The organism is Frankia casuarinae (genome assembly GCF_000013345.1).
GTDB lineage: Bacteria > Actinomycetota > Actinomycetes > Frankiales > Frankiaceae > Frankia > Frankia casuarinae.
Genome location: NC_007777.1, coordinates 1920181 through 1941931, shown reverse-complemented (window position 1 = coordinate 1941931; position 21751 = coordinate 1920181). Strand labels below are relative to the sequence as shown.

The following is a 21751-nucleotide window of genomic DNA, read 5'->3' as shown; positions in this document are numbered from 1 at the left end:
GGAGGTCACGAGCCCGGCAACGCCTCACCCGACAGCACGGCCTCGGCGACCGCCCGCATCGTCCGGCGCTGGTTCATCGAGGTGCGCTGGATCCAGCGGAAGGCATCCGGCTCGGTCATGCCGTGCTCGGTCTGCAGCACGCCCTTGGCCCGCTCGATGATCTTCCTGGCCTCCAGGCGCCCCTGCAGGTCCTCCACCTCGGCCTCAAGGCTCACGATCTCGGTGAAGCGGCTCATCGCCATCTCGATCGTGGGCAGCAGGTCCTTCTTCTGGAACGGCTTGACCACGTAGGCCATGGCGCCGGCCTCACGGGCACGTTCCACCAGCTCCCGCTGGCTGAAGGCGGTGAGGATGACGACGGGAGCGATACGGTCCTTGGCGATCTTCGCACCGGCCTCGATGCCGTCCATCCTCGGCATCTTCACATCGAGGATGCACAGGTCGGGGCGGAGCTTGCCGGCGAGGTTGACGGCCATCTCGCCGTCGCCCGCCTCCCCGACCACCTCATAGCCCTCCTCCTGGAGCATCTCCCTGAGGTCGAGCCGGATCAGCGCTTCGTCCTCGGCGATCAGAACCCGGCGCGGGTTCGAGGAGGGGTGGCTCATCGAGTCGGACTCCTGGTCTCGGAGGTGCGTCCCTAGTGTGGCAGGACGGACGATCGGGGGGCCGTCCCGCCCCGGACACGGAGGGCGGGAGGTCGAAACGCACCCTACCCGGATAGAGTCTTCAAGGAGCGGTTCCGGCCAGGTTCGACGGCGATCTCCTCGCCCTCGTCCCGCCCGGTTCCTCCGCCCGTTCCACTTGCGCCAACTCGCCCCTGTTCCGTCTGATCCAACACGCTCCACCCGCCGGCCCCGGTACTCCAACGGCAGAGAGACGGTGCTCAAACCACCGACAGTGTGGGTTCGAATCCCACCCGGGGTACCAGATAGATCGTTTTCGAACCTTGGTCACGGTCAAGCCTTGGCCACGACCAAGATCCCCAACAGGGTCCAGATCGTGGCCGAGGCTTGTGTCCGCGGCCAGACCGGGCTTGTCACTGTCCCAGCCCGGCTCATGCCCGGCGCGGCCACCACCCCCGGCCACCGCCCGCCGAAACGCCTCTCCTGTCAGCGTGGCGTAGGGCTCGCGGAGGCGTACGCCGGTTACGACCGCCTCGTCCTCTTCGACCTCTGCCAAGAGCTTCGTGAAGAAAGCCTGGTTACTCATGCGCTGCACCTGCGGTCCGGACAGCTGGTACAGCTCGCCGCACCCGCCGACGAGTGTCAAGCTCCGTCCGCAGCCCCGCGCGGATTTTCTCCTGTTCATCCTCGTTAAGACGCACGCCAGCATAGAAACGCTCAACGGGCGCTTCCTGCCGACACCGTCGACGAAGGCGCGTCAGTGGTGGTGGCCGTGCCGACCGAGGGTCTCCACGGGGGTCGCGCCGGGGCGGGTCCACTGCGGCACGGGGCGGCTGGTCGGGCCCCAGGTGGCGTTCCCGTCCGCGTCCGAGCGCCAGAACCAGCACGAGCTGCGCCCCTCGGGCCAGGCCTCGGGGTTGTCCTCCCATGCCTCGCCGCGGCCGTAGGGCGTCATGTCGAGCAGGCCGAGGGACCCGTTGACCGGCTCGTTGCCACGGCCCGTCGTGGAGTAGGTGAGGAACACGCGGTCGCCGTCGCGCAGGAAGCAGGTGATGTAACCCATGCTGCCGCCGACCGGCCCGTCCACGTCGCGCACCGAGTACCAGGGCTGGGTGTAGCCCATGAACTCAACGTAGGAGGCCACCTCGTCCCAACGGCCCGTGGTCAGGATGGCGAACGAGACGCCGCGGGCGTTGAGGTAGACGGCGTCCTTCAGGTGCCAGGCCGTAGTGGTGCAGCCCTCGCACTGCCCCTGGTGCGGCGCGCCGTCATACCACATGTGCTTGTAGACCACTAGCTCGTCGCGGCCCTGGAACAAGTCCAGGAACGGGACCGGGCCGTCGGGCCCGACGACCTCGACCGTCCCGTCGAGCTCCACCATCGGCAGCCGGCGGCGGGCCGCGGCGAGGGCGTCGCCCTCGCGGGTGTGGGCCTTCTCGCGGACCAGAAGCTCGTCACGGGCGGTCTGCCAGGCAGTCAGGTCAACGACGGGCGGGCGGCCAGGCAGCGCTGTGGCCGGGCCGTCCGGTGTGGTCGTCATGGTCTCCTCCGTGGTGTCTCGTGCCGGGCGGCGTCCTACGACGTCCTACGACGGTCGCCAGAACAGACTCGCGACCCGGCCGGAACGCATCGCGGCAGGGGGCGGCGCGGAACGTGCTTTGGCAACTGGCAAACTGAGGATCGAGCAACGGCGCCGTGAGGAGGCAGGGTGACCGCGAATACCGGCGGGGGACCACTTTCCCATCTGCCCGTCGCAGGCGCGGACGTCGAGATCTGGGGGATCAACGACTTCCTCGCTGCCGACGAGCGGCGCCCGACCAGTTTCATCACCAATTTCGGTAACTGGCAGGTGCCCGACCCGGTCGCTGCTGCCCTCGCGTCGAGGGTCGCGCACCTGGAATGGTTCCACGACACGGGGGAACTAGTCGCGATCGGTGACGTTCCCCATCGAGGGGCGGCGACCGTCGAGATCCCGCGCGTCGAAGGAGCGGTCGGGGAGCTGGCTGACATGGTCGCCGGTCCGTTCGGCAGCGGCGGCATATCGTTCCGGACCGCCGACGGCGCGGTTCGCGAGTTCCCCGAGATGGTTGTCTCCGAAGGCACCCGCGTCGCGGTGCTGGCGGTCATCAAACAGGGCCCGCGGGTGCACGGGGTGCTGTGGGACTGGCACCGCTGGCACCGTCGCCCCGAAGGATGGGCCTGGCTGGAAGAGCGCCTGCTCAGCACCCGCCGCACGACAGGCGGCAACGACTGATCAGGGACCGGGACAGTTAACCGGTCGCTGCGGCGTGCCTTCTGCTCCTCTCACTCCTCGGGCACGGGCGGACGGCCGTGACGGCGTGGTGGGTGCGCGCGGAACAGGACGATCTGCGTAGCCGTAGGCGGAATCGCTCCAGCCGGGCACACGTTTGATCAGGCGCTCACTGTATGGGCATCGACGCGGACCGTGAAGGATGTCCGCGATCCTGCTCAGTCCCACCGCCGCGCTATGACCGGTTGGGCGAGGCCACCGGGCATCAGTGCTCTGCTTGGCCGGGACCTTCGCACCGGTGGATGCTGCCCCCGCTGGGGACCACTGAGGAGCACAAGGCGTGGAGGCCCGGGCCGGATCTTGGCCGGTCACGGCGAAGAGGAGACGAAGGGAACTATGCGGATGCTGCCTCCCGCGACGCGGCGGCAACGTCGGCTCCCGAGGCAGCGGCAACGTCGGATCCCGAGGCGGCGGCGTTTGCGGGTCATCGCCGTAAGTGAATCCGAGGAGGCATTTCGCCATGCGGGTTGTTGTTGTGTACGAGTCGATGTTCGGGAACACGAGGCAGATTGGCCAGGCGATTGCGGATGGCATCGGCCCGCTCCATGAGGTAGTCGTCATCCCGGTGCGTGACGCAAATCCTGAGGTGATCAGCGGTGCCGACGTCGTCGTCGTGGGCGGTCCCACGCATGTGCACGGCATGAGCCGTCCGGCCAGCCGTACGTCGGCCGGCGAGATCGCTCGGAAGCCACCGAGCGGTGTGGCGCTCGAGCCCGGCGCAGAAGGCCCCGGACTGCGGGAATGGTTCGCCCGCTGCGGCGTGATCGAGGGGTATGCGGCAGCGTTCGATACGCGCGCACACGGGCCCTCGATCTTGACTGGCCGGGCGTCAAAGCGCATTCACCGGCTGCTGCGCCGGCACGGAGCGCGACAGGTTTGCCCGCCGGAGAGCTTCTTCGTGACGAAGGACAACGCACTCGCACCAGGGGAGATCGACCGCGCGCGCCGGTGGGGCGAACACCTGTCGCACGTGGCCACAGAGCCGGCGAGGACCGAGTTTCCGGTCTGACCGGAGCCATGGATCAACGGCGAGCGGTAGTGGTCGAGCGGTTCGCGGTCACCGGCGTACAGCCCTCGGCCCGCCCGGGCGTTGCGCGTAAGCATTCAGGCATCTTGTAGATCTTGTTATGGGTAGGCACGTCTGGATGTCTGGATGTTGCGCGGCCTGACGGGTTCAGACCTGCCCTGGCCCGGATGGTGTGCTACGGCTTGCGGGCAACGCCGCCGTAGATGCTGACCCGCGCGTCGGTCAGCTCCTCGACGGCGCTGCCGTCGGCCCGCCAGCGGTGAACGACCTGAACCCCGGGGTCGACCAGCTCCAACCCGTCGAAGAAACGTTCGACTTCGGATCGGCTGCGGGGCTGCACCGACATCCCCTTCTGCCGGTAGGCTTCCGCCGCCCGTTCCGCGTCCGGATCATAATCTCCGGTGCCGTGGGTGAGGACAAGATAGCTCCCCGACGGCAACGCGTCGAGGAGCCGACGCACGATCCCGTAGGGATCATCCGCGTCGGGGATGAAATGGAAGATCGCGACGACGGACAGGGCGATCGGCCGAGTGAGGTCAAGAGTGCTGTGCAGCTGCGGGGCAGCGCGGATCCCGTCAGGGTCGCGCAGGTCGGCGTCGAGGTAGGCGGTGCGCCCCTGCGGGGTGCTGGTCAGCAACGCGCGGGCGTGGGTGAGCACGATCGGGTCATTGTCGACGTAAACCACCCGGGTGTCGGGGGCGAGGCCCTGGGCGATCTCGTGCAGGTTCGGGCTGGTGGGGATGCCGGTACCGATATCCAGGAACTGGCGGATCCCGACCTCCCCGGCCAGAAACCGGGTCGCCCGCGTCATGAACGCCCGGTTCTCCCGGGCCGTGACGCGGGCGTTGGGGAACGCGGCGATGACCTGCTCGGCGGCCTCCCGGTCGGCCGGGAAGTTGTCCTTCCCACCCAGGTAGTAGTCATACATCCGGGCCGTATGAGGAAGATCCATCCGCAGGTTCACCGGCTCCCGGTCCCCCGTCGTCGCTACCCACGCCGGGTCCCGTGTTTCCGTCACCGCTCCTCCATCCCCTTGCCACTCGGACATCCGCTCGCCACTCGGATGCCACTCGGATGCCACTGACGAGCACCCTAACGGCACGGGCAGGCACCATCCACAGCAACCCTGGAGAAGGCCCGACCCTGGAGAAGGCGGCCGCTGGAAACGGGCCCGGCCCGGCAGATCCCGTCGCCTTTCCCACCCACACCCGGCTACGGAAATGGGAACGTCCCCACCGCCGCAACGCCGGCTCCACGCACCCGAACCGCCCAGTCCAGGCGCGATATCAAAACTTTAGGTTCATGTCCATTCACGGGTGAACCCGTGGTTTTCCCGTCCGGCGATCGCCGGGTGGGTAGCCAGGGGCGGCCAGCCAGCGGCGGCCGGCCGCCATCCCGGTCCTGCACGCAGGCGAGCCGCACCAACACCGTCAGCAACGGGAGCACCGTCGGCGGACGTGGACGTTCGTGCCCTTGAGGTGGTGCCCGCCGGTCTTTCGACGGTGGCGGGAGCTCGGATTCGACCACCGCCCATGCTTCTCGCCACGCTCCGCATAAAAAAAGAAGATCTAAACCAGGATCTCCGGGAAGAGTGGCTTCGCTCAGGACACTGACCACCCGATTTCCAGCTATTGACTACCCGGAGGGGTGGTGCACCACCCCCCACCGACTGCAAGGCTGTGACTCACTTCATACAACAAGGCAGCGGAAAGCCGATGGGAACCCTTGTCAACGTCGACAACGCTGACACGCTCACCGACCTGTATGCGACGGACGGTGAACCTGTCACGCAGGTCAAGACGGTGACAGCACTGCACGATCAGGCGCGGTGTTTCGTCGACCGCCAACCGTCATGATCGTCGCTGGCTGTGCACGCAATACGGCGATCCGGGTTGACACCCCGCCAAGGAGAAATAATGACCCCCGTATACCCGATCACCCACGATAGGTGGTACACGCTGGCGAGGACGCCCGCCGTCGAGTTCTTCCAGACGAGGACTCGGGAACTTGCCCCGCAGCGGCCAGCCGAATCCGGCAAGACCTGGGGAAAACTGGTCGTAAATCCGGAGACCCCCCGAATCGCGTCGATTTTCCTCGACGCCGCTGCCCAACTGGCCACTGCGGCCGCCTGCTTCCGGACCGCCCGGCAGGTTCGCGGGACGGAGCGCCGCCGGCGGTTCGCCCGCCTCGCCGCTGGCGGCGTGCTGGTCGCCAACCTCGCGACGGCGGCGACGTTCCTCGCCGGCGGCTTCCTGACTGGCCGCATGTCCCCGAGCTATGCCATCTTCCTCGTTCTCTACGGGGTGGCCCTGGCCGGGCTGCTGTCCCTACCCACCGCACCGGTGGAAGGCCAGGGCGAGAACACCAGGACCGCGCGACACAGCGGATACCGCTGGCATACGATCACCCTGCTGGACTGTGTGCTGATCGTCGGCTCGATCATCCTGCTGGCGTGGGGGACGACTCTCGCCGCGCTCGTCCCGGCCGGCCCGCCCGACCCCATCCAGCTCTTGGCCGCCCTGCTCCACCCGGTCGCCAGCCTGATCCTCGCCACGGCGGTGCTGCTGATCACCTGCTTCCGCCGGCCGCGTTCCCCGGCGGCGTCGGTACTGCTCAGCACGGGCCTGCTGATCGACGGACTCACCAGCAACATCTCCGTCTACAGCACCGCGCCGGACAGCCACCACCTTCCCCCCTGGGCCATGATCGGATTCACCCTCGCCTTTATGATGATCTTCCTTGCCGCTCTGCTACCGGCGCGCACGCACCCGGACAACCCCACACCCGACAGCCTCACGACCGACAGCCTCACGACCGACAGCCTCACCCCGGGCGGCCCCCGGGCGGTGTGGGCGCACGCCGTGCTGCCTTACGCCGTGCTCGGTGCGGCCGGCCTGCTGATCCTGGGCAAACTGTCGACCGGTGCGCAGCTCGACCGGTTCGAGGCGTACGGCATGGTCGGACTGCTGCTGGTGGCGCTGGTCCGGCAGATGGTCACCCTGGCGGAGAGTAACCGACTGTTGGCCGAGGTACGCCAGCGCGCACGGCAGCTTCACCATCAGGCGTTCCACGACCCGTTGACCGGCCTGGCGAACCGGGCGCTGTTCACTCGGCGGCTGCAACGAGCCCTCACCCACGACCCCGACAACCCCGACAACCCCGACGCCTGCCACGCCGGCGACTCCGGGACGGTGTCCGTCCTGTTTTTGGATCTCGACGGGTTCAAGCTGGTGAACGACACGCTCGGCCATGCCGCCGGGGACGAACTCCTCAAAATCAGCGCGGAGCGACTGCGGGCGGACACCCGCGCGGTGGACACCGTCGCCCGGCTCGGCGGGGACGAGTTCGCCATCATTCTCGGCAGCGGCGGCGTCGACGCCCGGAAGGTGGGTGAGCGGCTCGCGATGGCAGTCCAGGAGCCGTGCCTGCTGGCCGGGCAGATCTACACCCCGCGGGCCAGCTTCGGCCTAGTCACGCTCGACGGCTCCACCACCCGGCCGGCCAGTCCCGACAGCCTGCTGCACCAGGCCGACCTGGCCATGTACGCGGCCAAGCGGGAACGCGCGGGCAGGCTGGTCGTCTACCGGCCGGAGCTGTCCGCCCTCCCCGAGCACCGCCACCCGGACCCACCCAGCCAGGACGACCCGGTGGGCGCCTACGGCCGAGTAGTAGGCCTGATGTGATCCATCTGCCTGCCCCGTTCCGCGCGCGTATCACCGGCCTGGGGAGGAGCGCCCCGTTCAGGTCGGTCGCCGTCTGATCGAGGTATCCAGTGACCGACCGCACCGTTCACCCCGGTGCTCGACTGGCCGGACCGCCAGTCGAGCCGGAACCCAATTTGGATCTTGAGTGGATCCTCGGCGACCTGCTCCGGTTCTTCACGGGTGGACCGGTGCGCCCACGCTGGTAGTGATCCGCCCCAGCGGCGAAGCGCCGAAGTTCGCCAGGGTTTCCTCGTTGTGTCTCCCCAGAGGTGATCTGGGGAGACACAGCTTCTCTGGAGGTGGGTACCGCCAGCATCGGGGCCGATCGGAGGGACGTTACGGTTTGCGGCCTACGGCGCCGTAGTTGTTGACCTGGGCGTCGGTGACGTCTTTCGGCGTGGTGTCGTCCGGCCGCCAGCGATGCACGACCTGCACGCCCGGCTCGACGAGTTCCAGGCCAGCCAGGAAACGTTCCACCTCGGCGCGGCTGCGTGGCTGCGTGGGATGCCGCGTTGCCGATAGGTCTCGGTCGCCGCCAGCAGGGTCGGGTCGAAGTCGACAGTGGCATGGGTGAGGGCGAGGTAGCTGCCGGACAGCAGGGCGTCGACGAGCCGTCCCCGATGCCGTACGGGTCGTCGGCATCGGGGACGAAGGGAAGGACCGCGATCCTGAATCATCGCGTCTCCTCTCAAGCCTGCTGGATCCGAAGGTCCCTGCCGCGCAACACCATGATCATAGCTCCTTGCTGGCTCGACGACGCCGGGGAGGAGACCACGGCGAGCCGTGCTGTCGCAGTTTCTCTGGGGCTGGATCGGGTCGACATCGTCAACAAGGGTCCGGCGGTGCGGTGGTCGGTGTACGGCGTCCGAGCCGTGCGGCATGTGCAACTCGGGTGCGGACCAGGGGCCGGCCAGCAGCAGTTCCAGGCCACGGTGCGCATCCCCAGGTCCGGGAAGAAGCCCGGCGACCTCATCTTCTTCGGGACTCCCGGCAACATCACCCACCTGGGCATCTACGCAGGCAACGGCTATATGTGGGCCGCGCCACAAACTCGACGAAATGTCAACCTACAGCCCATCTACAGCAGCAGCTACTACGTCGGCAGGGTCCGGTAAGCCGCTCTTTCGACCGTGCGAGAGACGAGCCGGCCCGGGCGCGGGTTTTACCGAGCGCCTGCGCGTGGAGCATCATGCAACGGTGAGGGTCCGGCGCCGAGGAAGAGAAAAGAGCACCCCGGGCAGGCTGCATCTGCTCCCGCTTCTCGTGCCCGTGCTCCTCGGCATTCTGCTCATGCACGGCGGCCTGTCCGCGCACGCCGGCCATACCGACTCCGGCACGCACGGGCTCCCCGCGGCCCGGAGCGAATCAATGACGATGCCCGACGCGACGATGCCCGACGGTGGGATGAATCCGCGCTCCGCGCCCGTCCACCTGGCCGGTCTCGACCCGCGGACCAGGGTCACGATGCCGGCCACAGACGCAGGCCACGACGGGCATGCCGGTCAGCTGTGCCTGGCGTTCCTTCGCCTGGCCGGCGTCCTGTTCATCGCCTTGCTGCTCACCCGCGCCGTCCGCTCGACCTTCACCGCCCGGAGCCGGCTACGTGTGGCGTCATCCCGGCCTGGACGATCGCCCCCCGGCGGACCGCCACCGTCCCACGCACCCTCACTCGTCTGCCTCTGCGTGCTCCGCCTGTAGACCGGTCGGCTTTCGCCTGCGCGTCCCCACGGACTTCCGCACGGCGAACCCGCACAAGGATCTACCGACACCTGGCAGACGAGGAACCAGCATGAGACGACTCATCCTGCTCATCCCGGCGCTTCTGGCCGCAGCCGTTCTTACCGCGTGCGGCAGCGGGGGAAGCAGCACCGGTGCCACCAGTGCCACCGGCAGCACCGACTACAACGCCGCCGACGTCATCTTCGCCCAGAACATGATCCCCCATCACCGGCAGGCCATCGAGATGGCCGACCTGGCCGGCACCCACGCCCAGAACCCGGAGGTGAAGACCCTCGCGCCGCAGATCCGCGCCGCGCAGACTCCGGAGATCACCACGATGGTCGGCTGGCTCACGGCCTGGAAGCAGCCCACCGCTCCCCCCGCCGGCGGCGGCGGATCGGGCCCCGGCATGGGCGGCCCCGGCATGGGCGGCCCCGGCATGAACGGCCACGGCATGAACGGCCACGGATCAGAAACCATGATGCCGGGCGACACCATGGAAGGAATGATGTCCAGCGCGGACATGACCGCGCTGGGGAACGCGACCGGACCCGCCTTCGACAAGATGTTCCTCACCATGATGATCGCACATCACCAGGGAGCCGTCACCATGGCGAAGACGGAAATCCGCGACGGACGCTATACCCCGGCGCAGCAGCTCGCCGAGAATATTCAGAACACCCAGAACGCCGAGATCACGAGTATGCGGAACCTCCTCGCTAAAATCTGAAAGATCTGACCGAGCTGCCTGGCTTGCAGAGATGGTGGCCGCGACACACCCTCGCGGCCACCATCTCGCGGCCAGCCGGTCGAGTGCTTCAGTCGAGTGCTTCAGGGGAGGGAGGGTTCGTGGATCGGCGCCGACCCTGACCACCCGGCCGGGTGCCGCGAGGCCCGGGAATCCCCTCCCTCGGGGGAGGAGAGGATGTCAACCGTGGAGCTCGATGCGCCGTCCGCGGCCACCCCCGCTCACCCGAGCCTGCTCGCCGTGTTACGGGAATGGGGCCGGATCGGCTGCCTCGGCTTCGGCGGCCCGCCGACGCACATCGCGCTGCTGCGCCAGCTCTGCGTGGAGCGACGGCGGTGGCTGACCGCCACCGAATTCGAAGACGCCGTAGCGGTCTGTAACCTGTTGCCCGGACCGGCGTCCACCCAGCTGGCGATCTACTGCGCTTGGCGGCTCCGGGGCCGGCCGGGTGCGCTCGTTGGCGGGATCGCGTTCATCGTGCCAGGTCTGATCCTGATTCTCGCGCTGGCGGCGATCTTCCTCGCCGGCTCGCCGCCGCGGTGGGTGCGCGCCGCCGGCGCCGGGGCGGGTTCCGCGGTCGCGGCCGTCGCCGTCCAGACCGGCGTCGCGTTGCTGCCGGCAAGCTGGCGGCGGGCCCGCACGGTCAGCCGCCTGCGCTGGCCGTGCTACCTGGCCGCCGGGGCGACGGCTGCCGCCGCTGTCGGCCCGTGGCTGGTGCTCGTCCTGCTCGGCTGCGGCGCGTTCGAGCTGGCCGCCCGCCGCCACCATCGGCCCGGCCGCCAGCCGGGCGCTGCCGCGCCACCCATGCCCCTGCTCGCCGCCGCGGCAACCGGCACCGGCGGGCTGCTCGCGCTGATCTGGGTTGCCTTCAAGGTTGGTGCCCTGTCCTACGGCGGCGGCTTCGTCATCATCCCGCTGATGCAGACCGACGCGGTCGACCACTATCACTGGATGACCGCCGACCAGTTCCTCAACGCGGTCGCGCTCGGACAGATCACCCCCGGCCCCGTCGTGCAGACCGTCGCCGCCGTCGGGTACGCGGCAGCCGGGATTGGCGGCGGGCTACTGGCCGCAGCCGTCGCCTTCGGTCCGTCGTTCGCGTTCATCCTGCTCGGCGGTCCCCACTTCGCCCGGCTGCGGGCCGAACCGCGAATCCGCGCCTTCCTCGATGGCGCCGCCCCCGCCGCGGCCGGCGCCATCCTCGGCTCCGCCATCCCGCTAGCCGGCGCGCTCGACCGGCCCTGGCAGTATGCCACCCTCGGCGGCGCCATGATCCTCCTGCTGCCCCTGCGCCGCGGCGTCGTTCTCACCCTGCTCATCGCCGCCGCGGTCGGGGTGGTCGTCACCGCCGCCGGCGGGCCTCTCCCTCAATGAGGGAGAGGCCGGTCGGCCTTCTCGGTCTCCTCGTCCTTCCCGTCCTTCCCGTTCTTCTCGTCGTCCGTTCGCGTTCCCTTCATCGGGAGTCCGGTTCGCCCTGCAAACGTCCTTCACGGTCGCACGCAGCGGCGGCGGCGCGGCTGCGGGGTCACCGACCACCGGAAGCGAGGAGCTGACAATGGATGCCGATTCCCCGTCCGGTGCGGCCGCGGTCGGCACGCCGCCGGCCTTCGGCGCGTTCGATCCGGCCCGACGCCATGATCCCTACCCCAGCTACCACGCCCTACGGGAGGCGGATCCGTTCTACCGTCTGCCGCTGGGCGCCCAGCAGGTCACGCTGCTCACCCGCTACCAGGACTGCATGCACGTTCTGCAGGACGCCGCCTGGGGCCGGGGTGAGGGGGGAACCAACGCCTGGCGTTCCGCCAACAGCTTCGACGGCGGGCTGCGGTCGCTCCTCGGCGTGAACCCGCCCGATCACACCCGGCTGCGCGGGCTGGTCAGCAAGGCGTTCACTCCCCGGGTCATCTCCGGGCTGCGGCCACAGATCACCGTCCTGGTCGAGTCGCTGCTCGACGCCGCGCTCGCGGCTGGCGAGGTGGATCTGATCGACGCGTTCGCCCGTCCCCTTCCCCTGAGAATCATCTGCGATCTGCTGGGTGTGCCCGTGCGGGACGAGGAGACGTTCCGGGCCTGGGGAACCGCCCTCACCCGCGGCCTCGATCCGGACTATCTGCTCACACCCGACGAGCTGGCCCTGCGAGGGAAGGCCACCGTCGAGTTCGACGCCTACTTCACGGATCTGATCGCGGCCAGACGGGCTCGGCCGACCGACGACCTGCTCGGTCTTCTCGTGGCGGTGCGGGAGCAGGGTGACAGCCTGACCGAGGCCGAACTGCTGGAGCTGTGCGCTCTGCTGCTGGTCGCCGGGTACGAGACCACGATCAACCTGATCGGCAACGCGGTGCTCGCCCTGCTGCGTGACACCGACCAGCTCACCGCGCTGCGGGCCGACCCCGACCTGGCGCCCGCACTCGTTGACGAGACGCTGCGCCACGACCCGCCCGTCCAGTTCGTCGGGCGTCTCGCGCTGCGTGGCACCGAGGTCGCCGGGCACTCCTTCGCCGCGGGCGAGGTCGGCGTCATCATGCTGGCCGCCGCCGGGCGGGATCCGCGGACCTTCGCGGAGCCGGACCGGTTCGACATCCGCCGGTACGCCGGGCCGACACCCGCCCCCCGTCATCTCGGCTTCGGGTTGGGGATCCACTACTGTCTCGGCGCGCCGCTCGCCCGACTGGAGGCGGAGATCGCCCTGCAGGCACTCGTGCGCCGGGCCGGTAGCCTCACGCCGGCCAGCGACCCTCCCTCCTATCGCCCGCATCTGGCCGTGCGTGGCCTGGAGACACTCCCCATCCGGCTGTCGCCCTGACCATGCGGTGTCGCCCTATGACGGTGCTGGGCGACACCCCGCACTACCGCGGCACCCGCACTACCGCGGCACCCGCACTATCCGTGGGCCGGAGAGCCGGCGGGTGCGGCTCAGCAGCGGACGATAACGAAACACAATCTCACGATCGATTACTCCGGCGCATGTTCCGGAACCGGCCACGACGGCTGTTACGATCGGAAAAGTTCGGGCCGACGACCCATCCGCAGCCCTCCGGAGGAGGCGGTCGAGAATGGCTGGCTTCCAGCCTGCAACGCACATTCCTGAAACCGGGTACTCTGAAAACGGGTACGGAGCCGATGGATCCACTCCCCGCCGGAAGACGATCAGCAATTCCTACCTGCATCGCCTGCAGCGCCGGCACTTCCTGCTGTTCGACGTCCTCCCGATTGCCGGCACCGCCGCCGCCATCGCGTTTCTCGCGGTACATCCGATCGGGGCCACCGAACTCGCCCTACTCTTCTCGATGTGGCTCCTGACCGGTCTGGGCATCACCGTCGGCTATCACCGGCTCTTCACGCACCGCGCGTTCAAGGCGGCGCCGGCCGCGGCGGCCGCGCTCGCGGTACTCGGCTCGATGGCCGGCCAGGGCGGCGTGGTGTCCTGGGTCGCTCTGCACCGGCGGCACCACGAGTGCAGCGATCGCGACGGAGACCCGCACTCGCCGAATCTCGCCGGCAACGGTCTGAAGGGCCGGCTCCGCGGCCTGGCCCACTCGCACTTCCTGTGGATGCGCCGCCACGAATATCCCAACGTCGTCCACTACGCGCCGGATCTGATCAAGAACCGCGCGCTGGTCCGGGTGGCCCGCCTCTACTACTACTGGGTGACGCTCGGGCTTCTGCTCCCGGCGCTCGTCGGTGGCCTCGTCTACCAAAGCTGGACCGGGGCGGTGAGCGGCTTCCTCTGGGGTGGTCTCGTACGGATGTTCGTCCTCGAACACGTCATCTGGGGGATCAACTCCTTCCTGCACATGTTCGGCACCCGCCCCTACGAGTCCCGGGAGAACAGCAGGAACGGCGGGATCTTCGCCCTGCTGAGCCTGGGCGAATCGTGGCACAACAATCACCACGCGTTCCCCGATTCGCCCTCCTTCGGGCTGCGGTGGTACCGCCTCGATCCGGGTTACTGGCTCATCAGGCTGCTCGCGGTCAGTGGCCTCGCCTGGGATGTCAAACTTCCGTCCGAAGAGCGGATGGCGGCGAAGCGCATCGCCGCCAGAAGATCCGCTCCGAGTACCGCGGTATAAGGAGCGAGCACGGTGGAGCCAAGCAGGGAAGAGATTGTCACCTGGTGCCAGGAGTATGTCGCGGGTCTCCTCGAGATACCCGCGGAGGAGGTCGATCCGGACGCGGACTTCGATCGACTGGGAATCGATTCCGCCCTCGCCGTCTCCCTGCTGATCGAGGTTGAGGAACGCTACGGCGTCGACCTACCGCCCGAGGCGTTGTTCGAGAACCCGAACCTCAACGCGGTCGCCACGTACCTGCACACGCAGCTCCCGCGGCACGTGGCATAGTCGTCATGGCCACCTCGGTCGGACACGATCGGACGGTCGGAGCGGCGGCGGCCATCCGCCACCACTACGACGTCGGAAATGATTTCTACCGGCTCTGGCTGGACCGCTCGCTGACCTACTCCTGCGCGCTGCGGGAAGGCGCGGACGACACCCTGGAAACAGCCCAGGAAAGGAAGCTGCGGTTCCACCTGGACGCGATTCGCGCCGACCGCGCCGAAAGCGTTCTGGACATCGGCTGCGGGTGGGGCTCGATCCTGGGGCGACTGGCGGAAACGCACGGGGTGCGACGCTCCGTCGGTCTCACCCTCAGTGCGGAGCAGGCGGCCTTCGTCCGGTCCCGCGGCTATCCCGGTGTCGAGGTGCGCACGGAGAACTGGGCGCACTACGAACCCGGCACCCGGTTCGACGGGATCATCTCCATCGGTGCCTTCGAGCACTTCGCCGGACCCGACGACTCGTCCGCCGAGAAGATCCGCCTGTACCGGGAGTTCTTCACCCGCTGCCACGGCTGGCTGAAGCGGGACGGCGTGTTGTCGCTGCAGACGATCGCCTACGCGAACATGTCCCGCGAGAACGCGAGCGCCTTCATTCAGCAGGAGATATTTCCGGCGGCGGATCTGCCGACGCTCACGGAGATCACCGCCGCGGCGGAGGGTGTCTTCGAGATCCAGTCGGTGCACAACGGTCGGCTCGACTACGCCTGGACATGCGAGGAGTGGGCCCGCCGACTGCGCCGACACCGCGAGGAGGCCGTGGGTGTCGTCGGACCGGAGGTGGTCGCCCGGTACGAGCGTTACCTGAAGCTGTCCGCCCTGGGGTTCCGGATGGGAAAGATCTGCCTGCTCAGGCTCGTCCTTCAGCCCTTCGGGAGCGGATACTTCGAGGGCCGCGGGGTGCGGGCGGGATGAGCACGGGCGGGATGACGTCCCCGACACCCAGCACCGCGACCGCCGACACCGCGACCGCCGACACCGCGACCGCCGAAGCCACCCGGGCACCGATCCGCTTCAACCCCTTCGGCGCCGAGTTCCGGCGCAGTCCGTACCCGCTCTATGCGCGGCTTCGAGGCGCGCAGCCCGTCCACCGGACGCTGGGCATGTGGGTGCTCACGCGGCACGCCGACGTGCGCGGTGTCCTGCACGACCGGACGTTCAGCGCCGGGCTCATCCCCCAGCTGGTCAGCCGGCAGGCGTCGCGGCTGTCGCGGGACGACGTGGCGCGGATCGGGCGGCTGGCGACCAAGTCGCTCGTCTTCACCGACAACCCCGACCACGCCCGGCTGCGTGGCCTGGTGAACCGGGTATTCACGGCGCAGGCGGTCGCCGAGCTGCGCCCCCGCGTCCACGAGGTCGCGGAGCGGCTGGTGCGGCGAGCCTGGGACGACGGCGGCATGGACGTCGTCGCCGATCTCGCGGGGCCCCTACCGCTCACGGTCATGTGCGACTGGATGGCCCTTCCGGACAGCCTGCGCGAGCGCGTCGGGCCTTGGACGCATGACATCCGCTTCCTGCTCGAGCCGGGGCTGATGAAGACCGAGGACTTCACCCGGGTATCCGACGTCGTCGAGACATTCGCGCAGGCCCTGGACGACGTGGTCACCGAACGCCGGTCCCGGCCGGGTGACGATCTGATCAGCCGGCTGCTCGCCGCGCGGACGGCCGGGGGCGACCGGCTCAGCGATGAGGAAGTCGTCTTCGTCTGCATCATGTGCTTCGTGGCCGGCAACGAGACCACGAAATCCCTCATCGGCAACGGTCTCCTCGCGTTGCTCCAGCACCCGGATCAGGACGCGCGCCTGCGCCGTCGGCCGGAGCTGCTGGGCGGCGCCGTCGACGAGGCTCTGCGCTACGACAGTCCCCTGCAGCTGACCAAGCGCGTCGCGACGCGCGAGGTCGAGATCGACGGAAGCCGGATCCGGGCAGGCGATCAGGTTCTGCTGTGCCTCGGCGCCGCGAACCGCGACCCCGCGGTGTTCAGCCGGCCGGACGAGTTCGACATCACCCGCGACGCACGAGGGCATCTCGCCTTCGGCCACGGGATGCACGGGTGCCTGGGCGGGATTCTGGCGCAGTTGCAGGCCCAGGTCGCCCTTGATCGGTTGTACCGGCGAGCCGAACGCCTGGAACTCCTGGTCACGCAACCCGACTGGCAGGATCACAGCTTCATCGTCCGCGGGCTGAAGCAGCTTCCGGTCTCGGTGCGGGGTGTCGGGTGACGGGCACCGGGGTATCGGGCACCGGGGTATCGGGCACCGGGGTATCGGGCACCGGGCTGACGGGCACCGGGCTGACGGGCCGGACGTGGCTGCGGTACGAACCGACGGATGCCGCCGTGCGGCTCATCTGCCTCCCGCACGCCGGTGCCGGAGCCAGTTCCTTCGCCAGATGGCTTGGGCTGTTCCCGTCGACCGTCGCGGCGGTGCGGGTCCAGCTGCCCGGTCGTGAGGACGTGGTGGCCGAGCCCGCGCTGCGCCTGGTGCACGATGCCGTCGACGCGTTGCTACCACAGGTGACCCGGCTGATCGACCCGCCCGTGGCGTTGTATGGCCACAGCATGGGAGCACTGGTCGCCTTCGAGCTGGCCCGCGCGCTGAGTGCGGCGGGTATCCCACCGGTGCATCTGTTCGTCTCCGGCCGCCGGGCGCCACACCGGCCCGCCAGCAGGGCACCGATCCATCACCTGCCGGACGACGCGCTCGTTGCCGCGCTGAAGACGATGGGTGACACGGGGGGCTCACATCGGAGTGCGGCCTTCCTGCGCTACACGCTACGGCTCACCAGAGTCGATCTGACGCTCAGCGAGGAGTACGCGTACCGCTCCGAACCCAGGCTGCGCTGCCCGATCACGGCCTTCTACGGAACCGCGGACCCGGTTGTCGACCTGGCCGAGATCGAAGCCTGGCGGGACGAGACGGACGCGGCCTTCGCGGTCCACACCTTCCCGGGCGATCACTTCTTCCATCAACGCCACCGGGTGGCCATCGCGGCGCGCATCGCCGCGGCGTTGGAATGAGCTCCGTCGAGCCGCTCCCGGGGCGGGAGGGAAAGTCGAGGGAAGGAAAAAGGGTGCCGCACGCGACATTGCTGCCGGAAGTCCTACAGAACCGCGCCGCCCGCCAGCCGGCCAGGCGGGCCTACGTGTTCGTGGATGAACACGAGGCGGAAAAGGCGGTACTGACGTACGGCGACCTGCACGCGCGGGCGCTCGCCGTGGCCGGGGAGCTGATCCGGCGCTGCCGGCCCGGCGACCGGGCGCTGCTGCTCTTCCCGCCGGGTCTGGATTTCATCGTCGCCTACTTCGGCTGCCTCTACGCGCAGGTGATCGCGGTCCCCGTCAACCCCCCGCGCAGGAACCTGATCCAGGACGCGACCCGGAGCATCATCAAGGACTGCGAGCCTTCGGCCGTGCTCACCGTCGGCGCGATGGTCGAGCACATCAGGCCCGTCGTGGAATCGATCCGTGGCCCCCTCCCCTGGCTGCCGGTCGACCAGGTGGCGGACGAGACGAACGAGACGGACCAGGCGGGCACGAGCTTCCGCCCCCGGCCCTGTCCGCCGGATTCCGTCGCCTTCCTTCAGTACACCTCCGGTTCCACGTCCGATCCGAAGGGGGTCATGGTCTCCCACCGGAACCTCGCCGCGAACCAGGAGATGATCCGGCGCGCGTTCGACCACGATCAGGACTCGACGTTCGTCGGCTGGGCACCGTTCTTCCATGACCAGGGGCTGATCGGCAACATCCTGCAGCCGCTCTACCTCGGGGCGACCAGCATCCTCATGGCGCCGATGACGTTCATCCGGTGGCCCCTGCGCTGGCTGTCGGCCATCTCCCGGTACCGGGCCCACACCAGCGGCGGGCCCAACTTCGCCTTCGATGTCTGCGTCGCACGGGCCGCCCGGGGGGATGTGCCGGACCTCGACCTCAGCTGTTGGAAGGTCGCGTTCAACGGGGCCGAGCCCATCCGTCACGAGACCCTGCGCCGGTTCTCGGCGATCTTCGCGCCCCACGGGTTCGACGAGAAGGCGTTCTACCCGTGCTACGGCCTGGCCGAGGCGACCCTGCTCGTGACCGGCAGCCGGAAGGGCCGCGGTCCCCGCGCCCTCGAGGCGGACGTCGAGGCGCTCGGTCACCGGCGCTATGTGCCGGCATCGGGCGGACGCGGCCGGAGTCTCGTCGGATCCGGGCTCGTCCTCCCGGAGGAGGAGCTCCGGATAGTGGACCCCGAAACGGGACGCCCGTGCCCCGCGGACGAGGTGGGCGAGATCTGGGTCTCCGGCGACCAGGTGGCGCAGGGATACTGGCGCCGCCCGGAGGCGACGGCCGAGGTGTTCCACGCCGAGTTCGACGGCGAGACCGGCCGGGCTTACCTGCGCACCGGCGATCTCGGCCTGCTGGTCGACGGCGAGGTCTACGTCGTGGGCAGGCTGAAGGACCTGGTGATCATTCGGGGCCGGAACTACTATCCCCACGACATCGAGCTCACCGTCCAGTCGGCCCACCCCGCGTTGCGCCCCGGCGGGTGCGCCGCGTTCTCGGTTCCCGGTGCCGACAGCGAGAAGCTGGTCGTCGTGCAGGAGATCAGGGACGAGCAGCGCCTCACCGCCGACGCGAGGGACGTCGCTGCGTCGATCCGGGCGGCGGTGACGCGGGAACACGACCTCTCGGTGAACGACCTCGTGCTGGCCCTGCCGGGCCGGCTACAGAAGACCAGCAGCGGCAAGATCATGCGAGCCGCGGCCAGGAACCGCTACCTGGCGGCCGGGTTCGAGATCTGGGAACCGGGGATGTCCTCCGTCGCCTGACGGATCCGCCGGTCCGCCTGGCGGAATGCCGCCAGGAAAGCCGGACCGCGGCCCGGCGGCTACGTGCGCCGCCGGGCCGCGGGCGCGGACCTACCGCCGCAGCGCGGCGGCGGGAACGGACTCGGGTCGGTAGGTGGCGATGATCTTGCAGAAGTCGAACGGGTTCTGCTCGACGTAGGTGCACTTCGCCAGGTCGTTCCCGTTGAAGTCGGCGCATTCGGGCAGGCGGCCCTGGTTGTAGTCCCGGGTGGCGTCCCAACCGGAGACGGCGCCGATGTTGTGGGTACGGGCGAACTCCACGAGCCGGCGCATGTGGTCCAGCGTGAAGATCCGGCCGTTGATGTGGCGGCCGAACATCGGGCAGGCGCCGATCCGCCGCCAGACCTTCTGCTCGTCCCAGTCGCGCCAGGCCCCGGCGATGTGCGTGAACATGCCGTTAAGCGCGATCACGCAGCACTCATAGGCGTCCGAGGGGGCCGTCTGGCCGAACTCCATCAGCATGCCGTTGATCAGCGATGGCTGGACGCCCGCGTCGGCGAGCAGATGCAGCAGACGCACCCCGTCGGGGTTGAAACCCACCAGGCTGCCGGGAGCGCCGTCGACGGGAAGCGTGTAGGAGATCTTCAGGCCGGGGTAGGCCGGGAGCACCTGGGAGATGGCGGCGACGTGCCGCTCCAACCCCGCCCGGTTCTGGATGAACGCTCCCTCGAAGTCGAAGTCGACATGGCTGACCCCGTAGTTCGCGAGGATCGCCCGATACGTCGCCACAATCTTGGAAACGTCGGTCTCCACATCCTCCAGGGGGACGTTGGAAGCACCCCCGAAGGAGAGGATGACCTTCCCGCCCTGCGCGGTGAACGCGGCGAAGTCCTCCTTGCCAAAATCGCCTGTCGCGGCCTCCCCGTAGCTCGGATAGCCGCCCCAGTACACCTTCTTGTCGCCGCCCGGCTGCGCCACCAGGAAGCCGACGAAGAAACTGTCGATTCCGGACAGGGAGCCGTATTCGGCGAGCTTCGGGTTCGGCCATGCGGTGTAGTCGACGAAGGGCGCTCGCGGCGCATCCCAGGTACCGGGGTCCGGGAGGGGGGCGGTAGTCGACGCGGCTACCTCCTCGGACAGCTCCGACCGGTTGCCGCTGACGTCGAACGCGCGGACCCGCAGAATGTACTCCGTCAACGAGTTCAGCCCCGACACCGTGGCCTCGGCGGCGGTGGTCGCCAGGACACGGGGTTCTCCACCCGGAGTCCGGTAGAACACCTCGTAGCCCGCCACCGCGATGTTGTCCGTGGACGGATCCCAGGTCAGGTGCAGGCTGTGCGGCGCCCAGCCGGTGATGCGCAGCTTCTCCGGCACCGTGGGCGGATCGGTGTCCTCGGGTGGGTTGGCGTTCTCCCCGTTGACCGTGAAGCCGTTCGGCAGCAGGGCGGGATCCGAGCCGGCGCCCGTACCACCGTTCTGCATCGCGAGGGTGAACTCCTGCGATCCCCTCGCCTGGATGATCTTCCGTTCGGACACCAGGCGGCCAGTGACGACGTCAGTCGGCCGATCAACTGGGTTGAACACCAGTCCGTAAACATTCCGGATGAGCCGGGGCGCGGCGAACGTACAGGATATCTCCGGATCCACCACGTCCTCGGTGGAGTAGTTGGAGATGGTCACCTTGAAGTTGGCCCAATGTTCGGTTCCGTTGGGCAGCCACTCCGCTGACGCGAACACAAGACCTTGCGAATCCGACACAGTCTGTCTCCTCCGAGGGTTTTGTCGGGTTCAGCCGGCATATCAGCGTGGCACCGCTAAGGAGACGTTACTCCGGACGCGGGACTGATATGACGCGACCCCAAGATATACGCCGCCGTCTCGGTGGACGTGCGGACGCGCCCGTTGGCTCATGGACCACCTTCGGCCGAGCGGGCCTACGGAAATTCTCGGTCGGGAAAGCCCCCAAAACCGGAAGCACGGTACCCCTGGAACACGGCGGTCCGGAACACGGCACCCCGGAACACGGCACCCCGGAGCGGCACGGAACCACGCATCAGGGTCTTGATGCGCCGCGATCCGTCAGCTCATCAACCTATTATGATCAGCGGAGACCGGATCTCGCCCGCCATCCGGACGTGCGCCCGATGACCCCGGTCGCGACGCATCGGAGGTGCCATGTCCACGCCCCCGGGATCCACGCCGCCCACGGATGGCTTCACCAGCAACTGCACCGCGTGACGCCCGCCGGGCGGCCGACCCGTTCGTCAGTCGTCCAGCACGCGCAGCGCCTTCGACGGACACAGCGCGACCGATCGGCGCACAGCGTCCAGCCGACCGGCGGCGACCTCTTCGATCAGGGTGACGACGAGGCCGTCGTCACCCTGATCGAAGACCTCCGGCGCGGTCATCACGCACATCCCAGCGCCGACACAGACGGCGCGATCAGCGACAATCTTCATGCGACACCCTCCTGTTCCGCCCTCTTCCACCAGGGA

The 21751-nt window shown here is 68.7% G+C and carries 19 protein-coding genes, 1 tRNA gene and 2 pseudogenes; 16 read left to right on the top strand and 6 right to left on the bottom strand.

Annotated features, from left to right (window positions below; all coding sequences use genetic code 11):
* Positions 1–5: 5 nt before the first annotated feature.
* Positions 6–605 carry an ANTAR domain-containing response regulator gene (locus tag FRANCCI3_RS08130; protein WP_011436057.1) on the bottom strand — a complete coding sequence of 200 codons (600 nt, stop codon included), beginning with the start codon at positions 603–605 and terminating at the stop codon, positions 6–8.
* Positions 606–851: 246 nt separating this feature from the next.
* Between FRANCCI3_RS08130 and FRANCCI3_RS08125 the strand changes: the two genes are divergently transcribed.
* Positions 852–927 (top strand) — tRNA-Leu (locus tag FRANCCI3_RS08125).
* 453 nt (positions 928–1380) lie between these two features.
* Here the strand turns inward: FRANCCI3_RS08125 and FRANCCI3_RS08120 are convergent.
* The gene (locus FRANCCI3_RS08120; RefSeq protein WP_011436056.1) at positions 1381–2163 is read right to left on the bottom strand and encodes a DUF899 domain-containing protein; all 783 of its coding nucleotides are present in this window, start codon (positions 2161–2163) and stop codon (positions 1381–1383) included.
* Between the two features lie 168 nt (positions 2164–2331).
* Here FRANCCI3_RS08120 and FRANCCI3_RS08115 point away from each other — a divergent pair, with 168 nt between their 5' ends.
* The gene (locus tag FRANCCI3_RS08115) at positions 2332–2877 is read left to right on the top strand and encodes a hypothetical protein (protein WP_011436055.1); all 546 of its coding nucleotides are present in this window, start codon (positions 2332–2334) and stop codon (positions 2875–2877) included.
* Between the two features lie 517 nt (positions 2878–3394).
* Entirely contained in the window at positions 3395–3943 is a 549-nt protein-coding gene (locus tag FRANCCI3_RS08110) for a flavodoxin family protein (protein WP_011436054.1), read from the top strand.
* A 193-nt stretch (positions 3944–4136) separates the two neighbouring features.
* Here FRANCCI3_RS08110 and FRANCCI3_RS08105 read toward each other — a convergent pair whose 3' ends face one another.
* Positions 4137–4979 carry an SAM-dependent methyltransferase gene (locus FRANCCI3_RS08105; RefSeq protein WP_011436053.1) on the bottom strand — a complete coding sequence of 281 codons (843 nt, stop codon included), beginning with the start codon at positions 4977–4979 and terminating at the stop codon, positions 4137–4139.
* A gap of 697 nt (positions 4980–5676) precedes the next feature.
* On the opposite strand from FRANCCI3_RS08105, the gene FRANCCI3_RS26760 reads away from it, so the two are divergent.
* The gene (locus FRANCCI3_RS26760) at positions 5677–5817 is read left to right on the top strand and encodes a hypothetical protein (RefSeq protein ID WP_023840896.1); all 141 of its coding nucleotides are present in this window, start codon (positions 5677–5679) and stop codon (positions 5815–5817) included.
* Positions 5818–5877: 60 nt separating this feature from the next.
* Complete coding sequence (locus FRANCCI3_RS08100) at positions 5878–7644, top strand: GGDEF domain-containing protein (protein ID WP_011436052.1); 1767 nt, start codon at positions 5878–5880, stop codon at positions 7642–7644.
* A 357-nt stretch (positions 7645–8001) separates the two neighbouring features.
* On the opposite strand, the pseudogene FRANCCI3_RS24290 reads toward FRANCCI3_RS08100, so the two are convergent.
* A pseudogene (locus FRANCCI3_RS24290) lies at positions 8002–8332 on the bottom strand (SAM-dependent methyltransferase); the annotation flags it as partial.
* A gap of 232 nt (positions 8333–8564) precedes the next feature.
* Here FRANCCI3_RS24290 and FRANCCI3_RS25290 point away from each other — a divergent pair.
* The 11 genes and pseudogenes from FRANCCI3_RS25290 to FRANCCI3_RS08045 all read left to right on the top strand — a co-directional run.
* A pseudogene (locus tag FRANCCI3_RS25290) lies at positions 8565–8780 on the top strand (C40 family peptidase); the annotation flags it as partial.
* 82 nt (positions 8781–8862) lie between these two features.
* A complete protein-coding gene (locus tag FRANCCI3_RS08090) occupies positions 8863–9363 on the top strand; it encodes a hypothetical protein (protein WP_011436050.1) in 501 nt (166 codons plus the stop codon).
* A gap of 91 nt (positions 9364–9454) precedes the next feature.
* Positions 9455–10114: a DUF305 domain-containing protein gene (locus FRANCCI3_RS08085; RefSeq protein WP_011436049.1), complete on the top strand. Its 660-nt coding sequence runs from the start codon at positions 9455–9457 to the stop codon at positions 10112–10114.
* Between the two features lie 195 nt (positions 10115–10309).
* On the top strand, positions 10310–11506 hold the full coding sequence (gene chrA / locus FRANCCI3_RS08080; protein ID WP_011436048.1) for a chromate efflux transporter: 1197 nt from the start codon (positions 10310–10312) through the stop codon (positions 11504–11506).
* A gap of 181 nt (positions 11507–11687) precedes the next feature.
* Positions 11688–12938, top strand: coding sequence for a cytochrome P450 (locus FRANCCI3_RS08075; RefSeq protein WP_011436047.1), 1251 nt, complete (start codon positions 11688–11690; stop codon positions 12936–12938).
* A gap of 250 nt (positions 12939–13188) precedes the next feature.
* Positions 13189–14205 (top strand): acyl-CoA desaturase, encoded by a 1017-nt coding sequence (locus FRANCCI3_RS08070; RefSeq protein ID WP_011436046.1) that lies wholly within the window; start codon positions 13189–13191, stop codon positions 14203–14205.
* Positions 14206–14217: 12 nt separating this feature from the next.
* On the top strand, positions 14218–14475 hold the full coding sequence (locus FRANCCI3_RS08065) for an acyl carrier protein (protein ID WP_011436045.1): 258 nt from the start codon (positions 14218–14220) through the stop codon (positions 14473–14475).
* 5 nt (positions 14476–14480) lie between these two features.
* Complete coding sequence (locus tag FRANCCI3_RS08060; protein ID WP_011436044.1) at positions 14481–15383, top strand: class I SAM-dependent methyltransferase; 903 nt, start codon at positions 14481–14483, stop codon at positions 15381–15383.
* An 11-nt stretch (positions 15384–15394) separates the two neighbouring features.
* Positions 15395–16690, top strand: coding sequence for a cytochrome P450 (locus FRANCCI3_RS08055; RefSeq protein ID WP_049760874.1), 1296 nt, complete (start codon positions 15395–15397; stop codon positions 16688–16690).
* Positions 16687–17487, top strand: coding sequence for a thioesterase II family protein (locus FRANCCI3_RS08050; protein WP_011436042.1), 801 nt, complete (start codon positions 16687–16689; stop codon positions 17485–17487). The genes FRANCCI3_RS08055 and FRANCCI3_RS08050 overlap by 4 nt, the downstream gene beginning before the upstream one ends.
* A gap of 53 nt (positions 17488–17540) precedes the next feature.
* Positions 17541–19277: a fatty acyl-AMP ligase gene (locus FRANCCI3_RS08045; protein WP_011436041.1), complete on the top strand. Its 1737-nt coding sequence runs from the start codon at positions 17541–17543 to the stop codon at positions 19275–19277.
* A gap of 90 nt (positions 19278–19367) precedes the next feature.
* Here FRANCCI3_RS08045 and FRANCCI3_RS23295 read toward each other — a convergent pair whose 3' ends face one another.
* Entirely contained in the window at positions 19368–21014 is a 1647-nt protein-coding gene (locus FRANCCI3_RS23295) for a fibronectin type III domain-containing protein (protein WP_011436040.1), read from the bottom strand.
* 506 nt (positions 21015–21520) lie between these two features.
* On the bottom strand, positions 21521–21715 hold the full coding sequence (locus FRANCCI3_RS08035; protein ID WP_023840904.1) for a ferredoxin: 195 nt from the start codon (positions 21713–21715) through the stop codon (positions 21521–21523).
* Positions 21716–21751 lie beyond the last annotated feature (36 nt).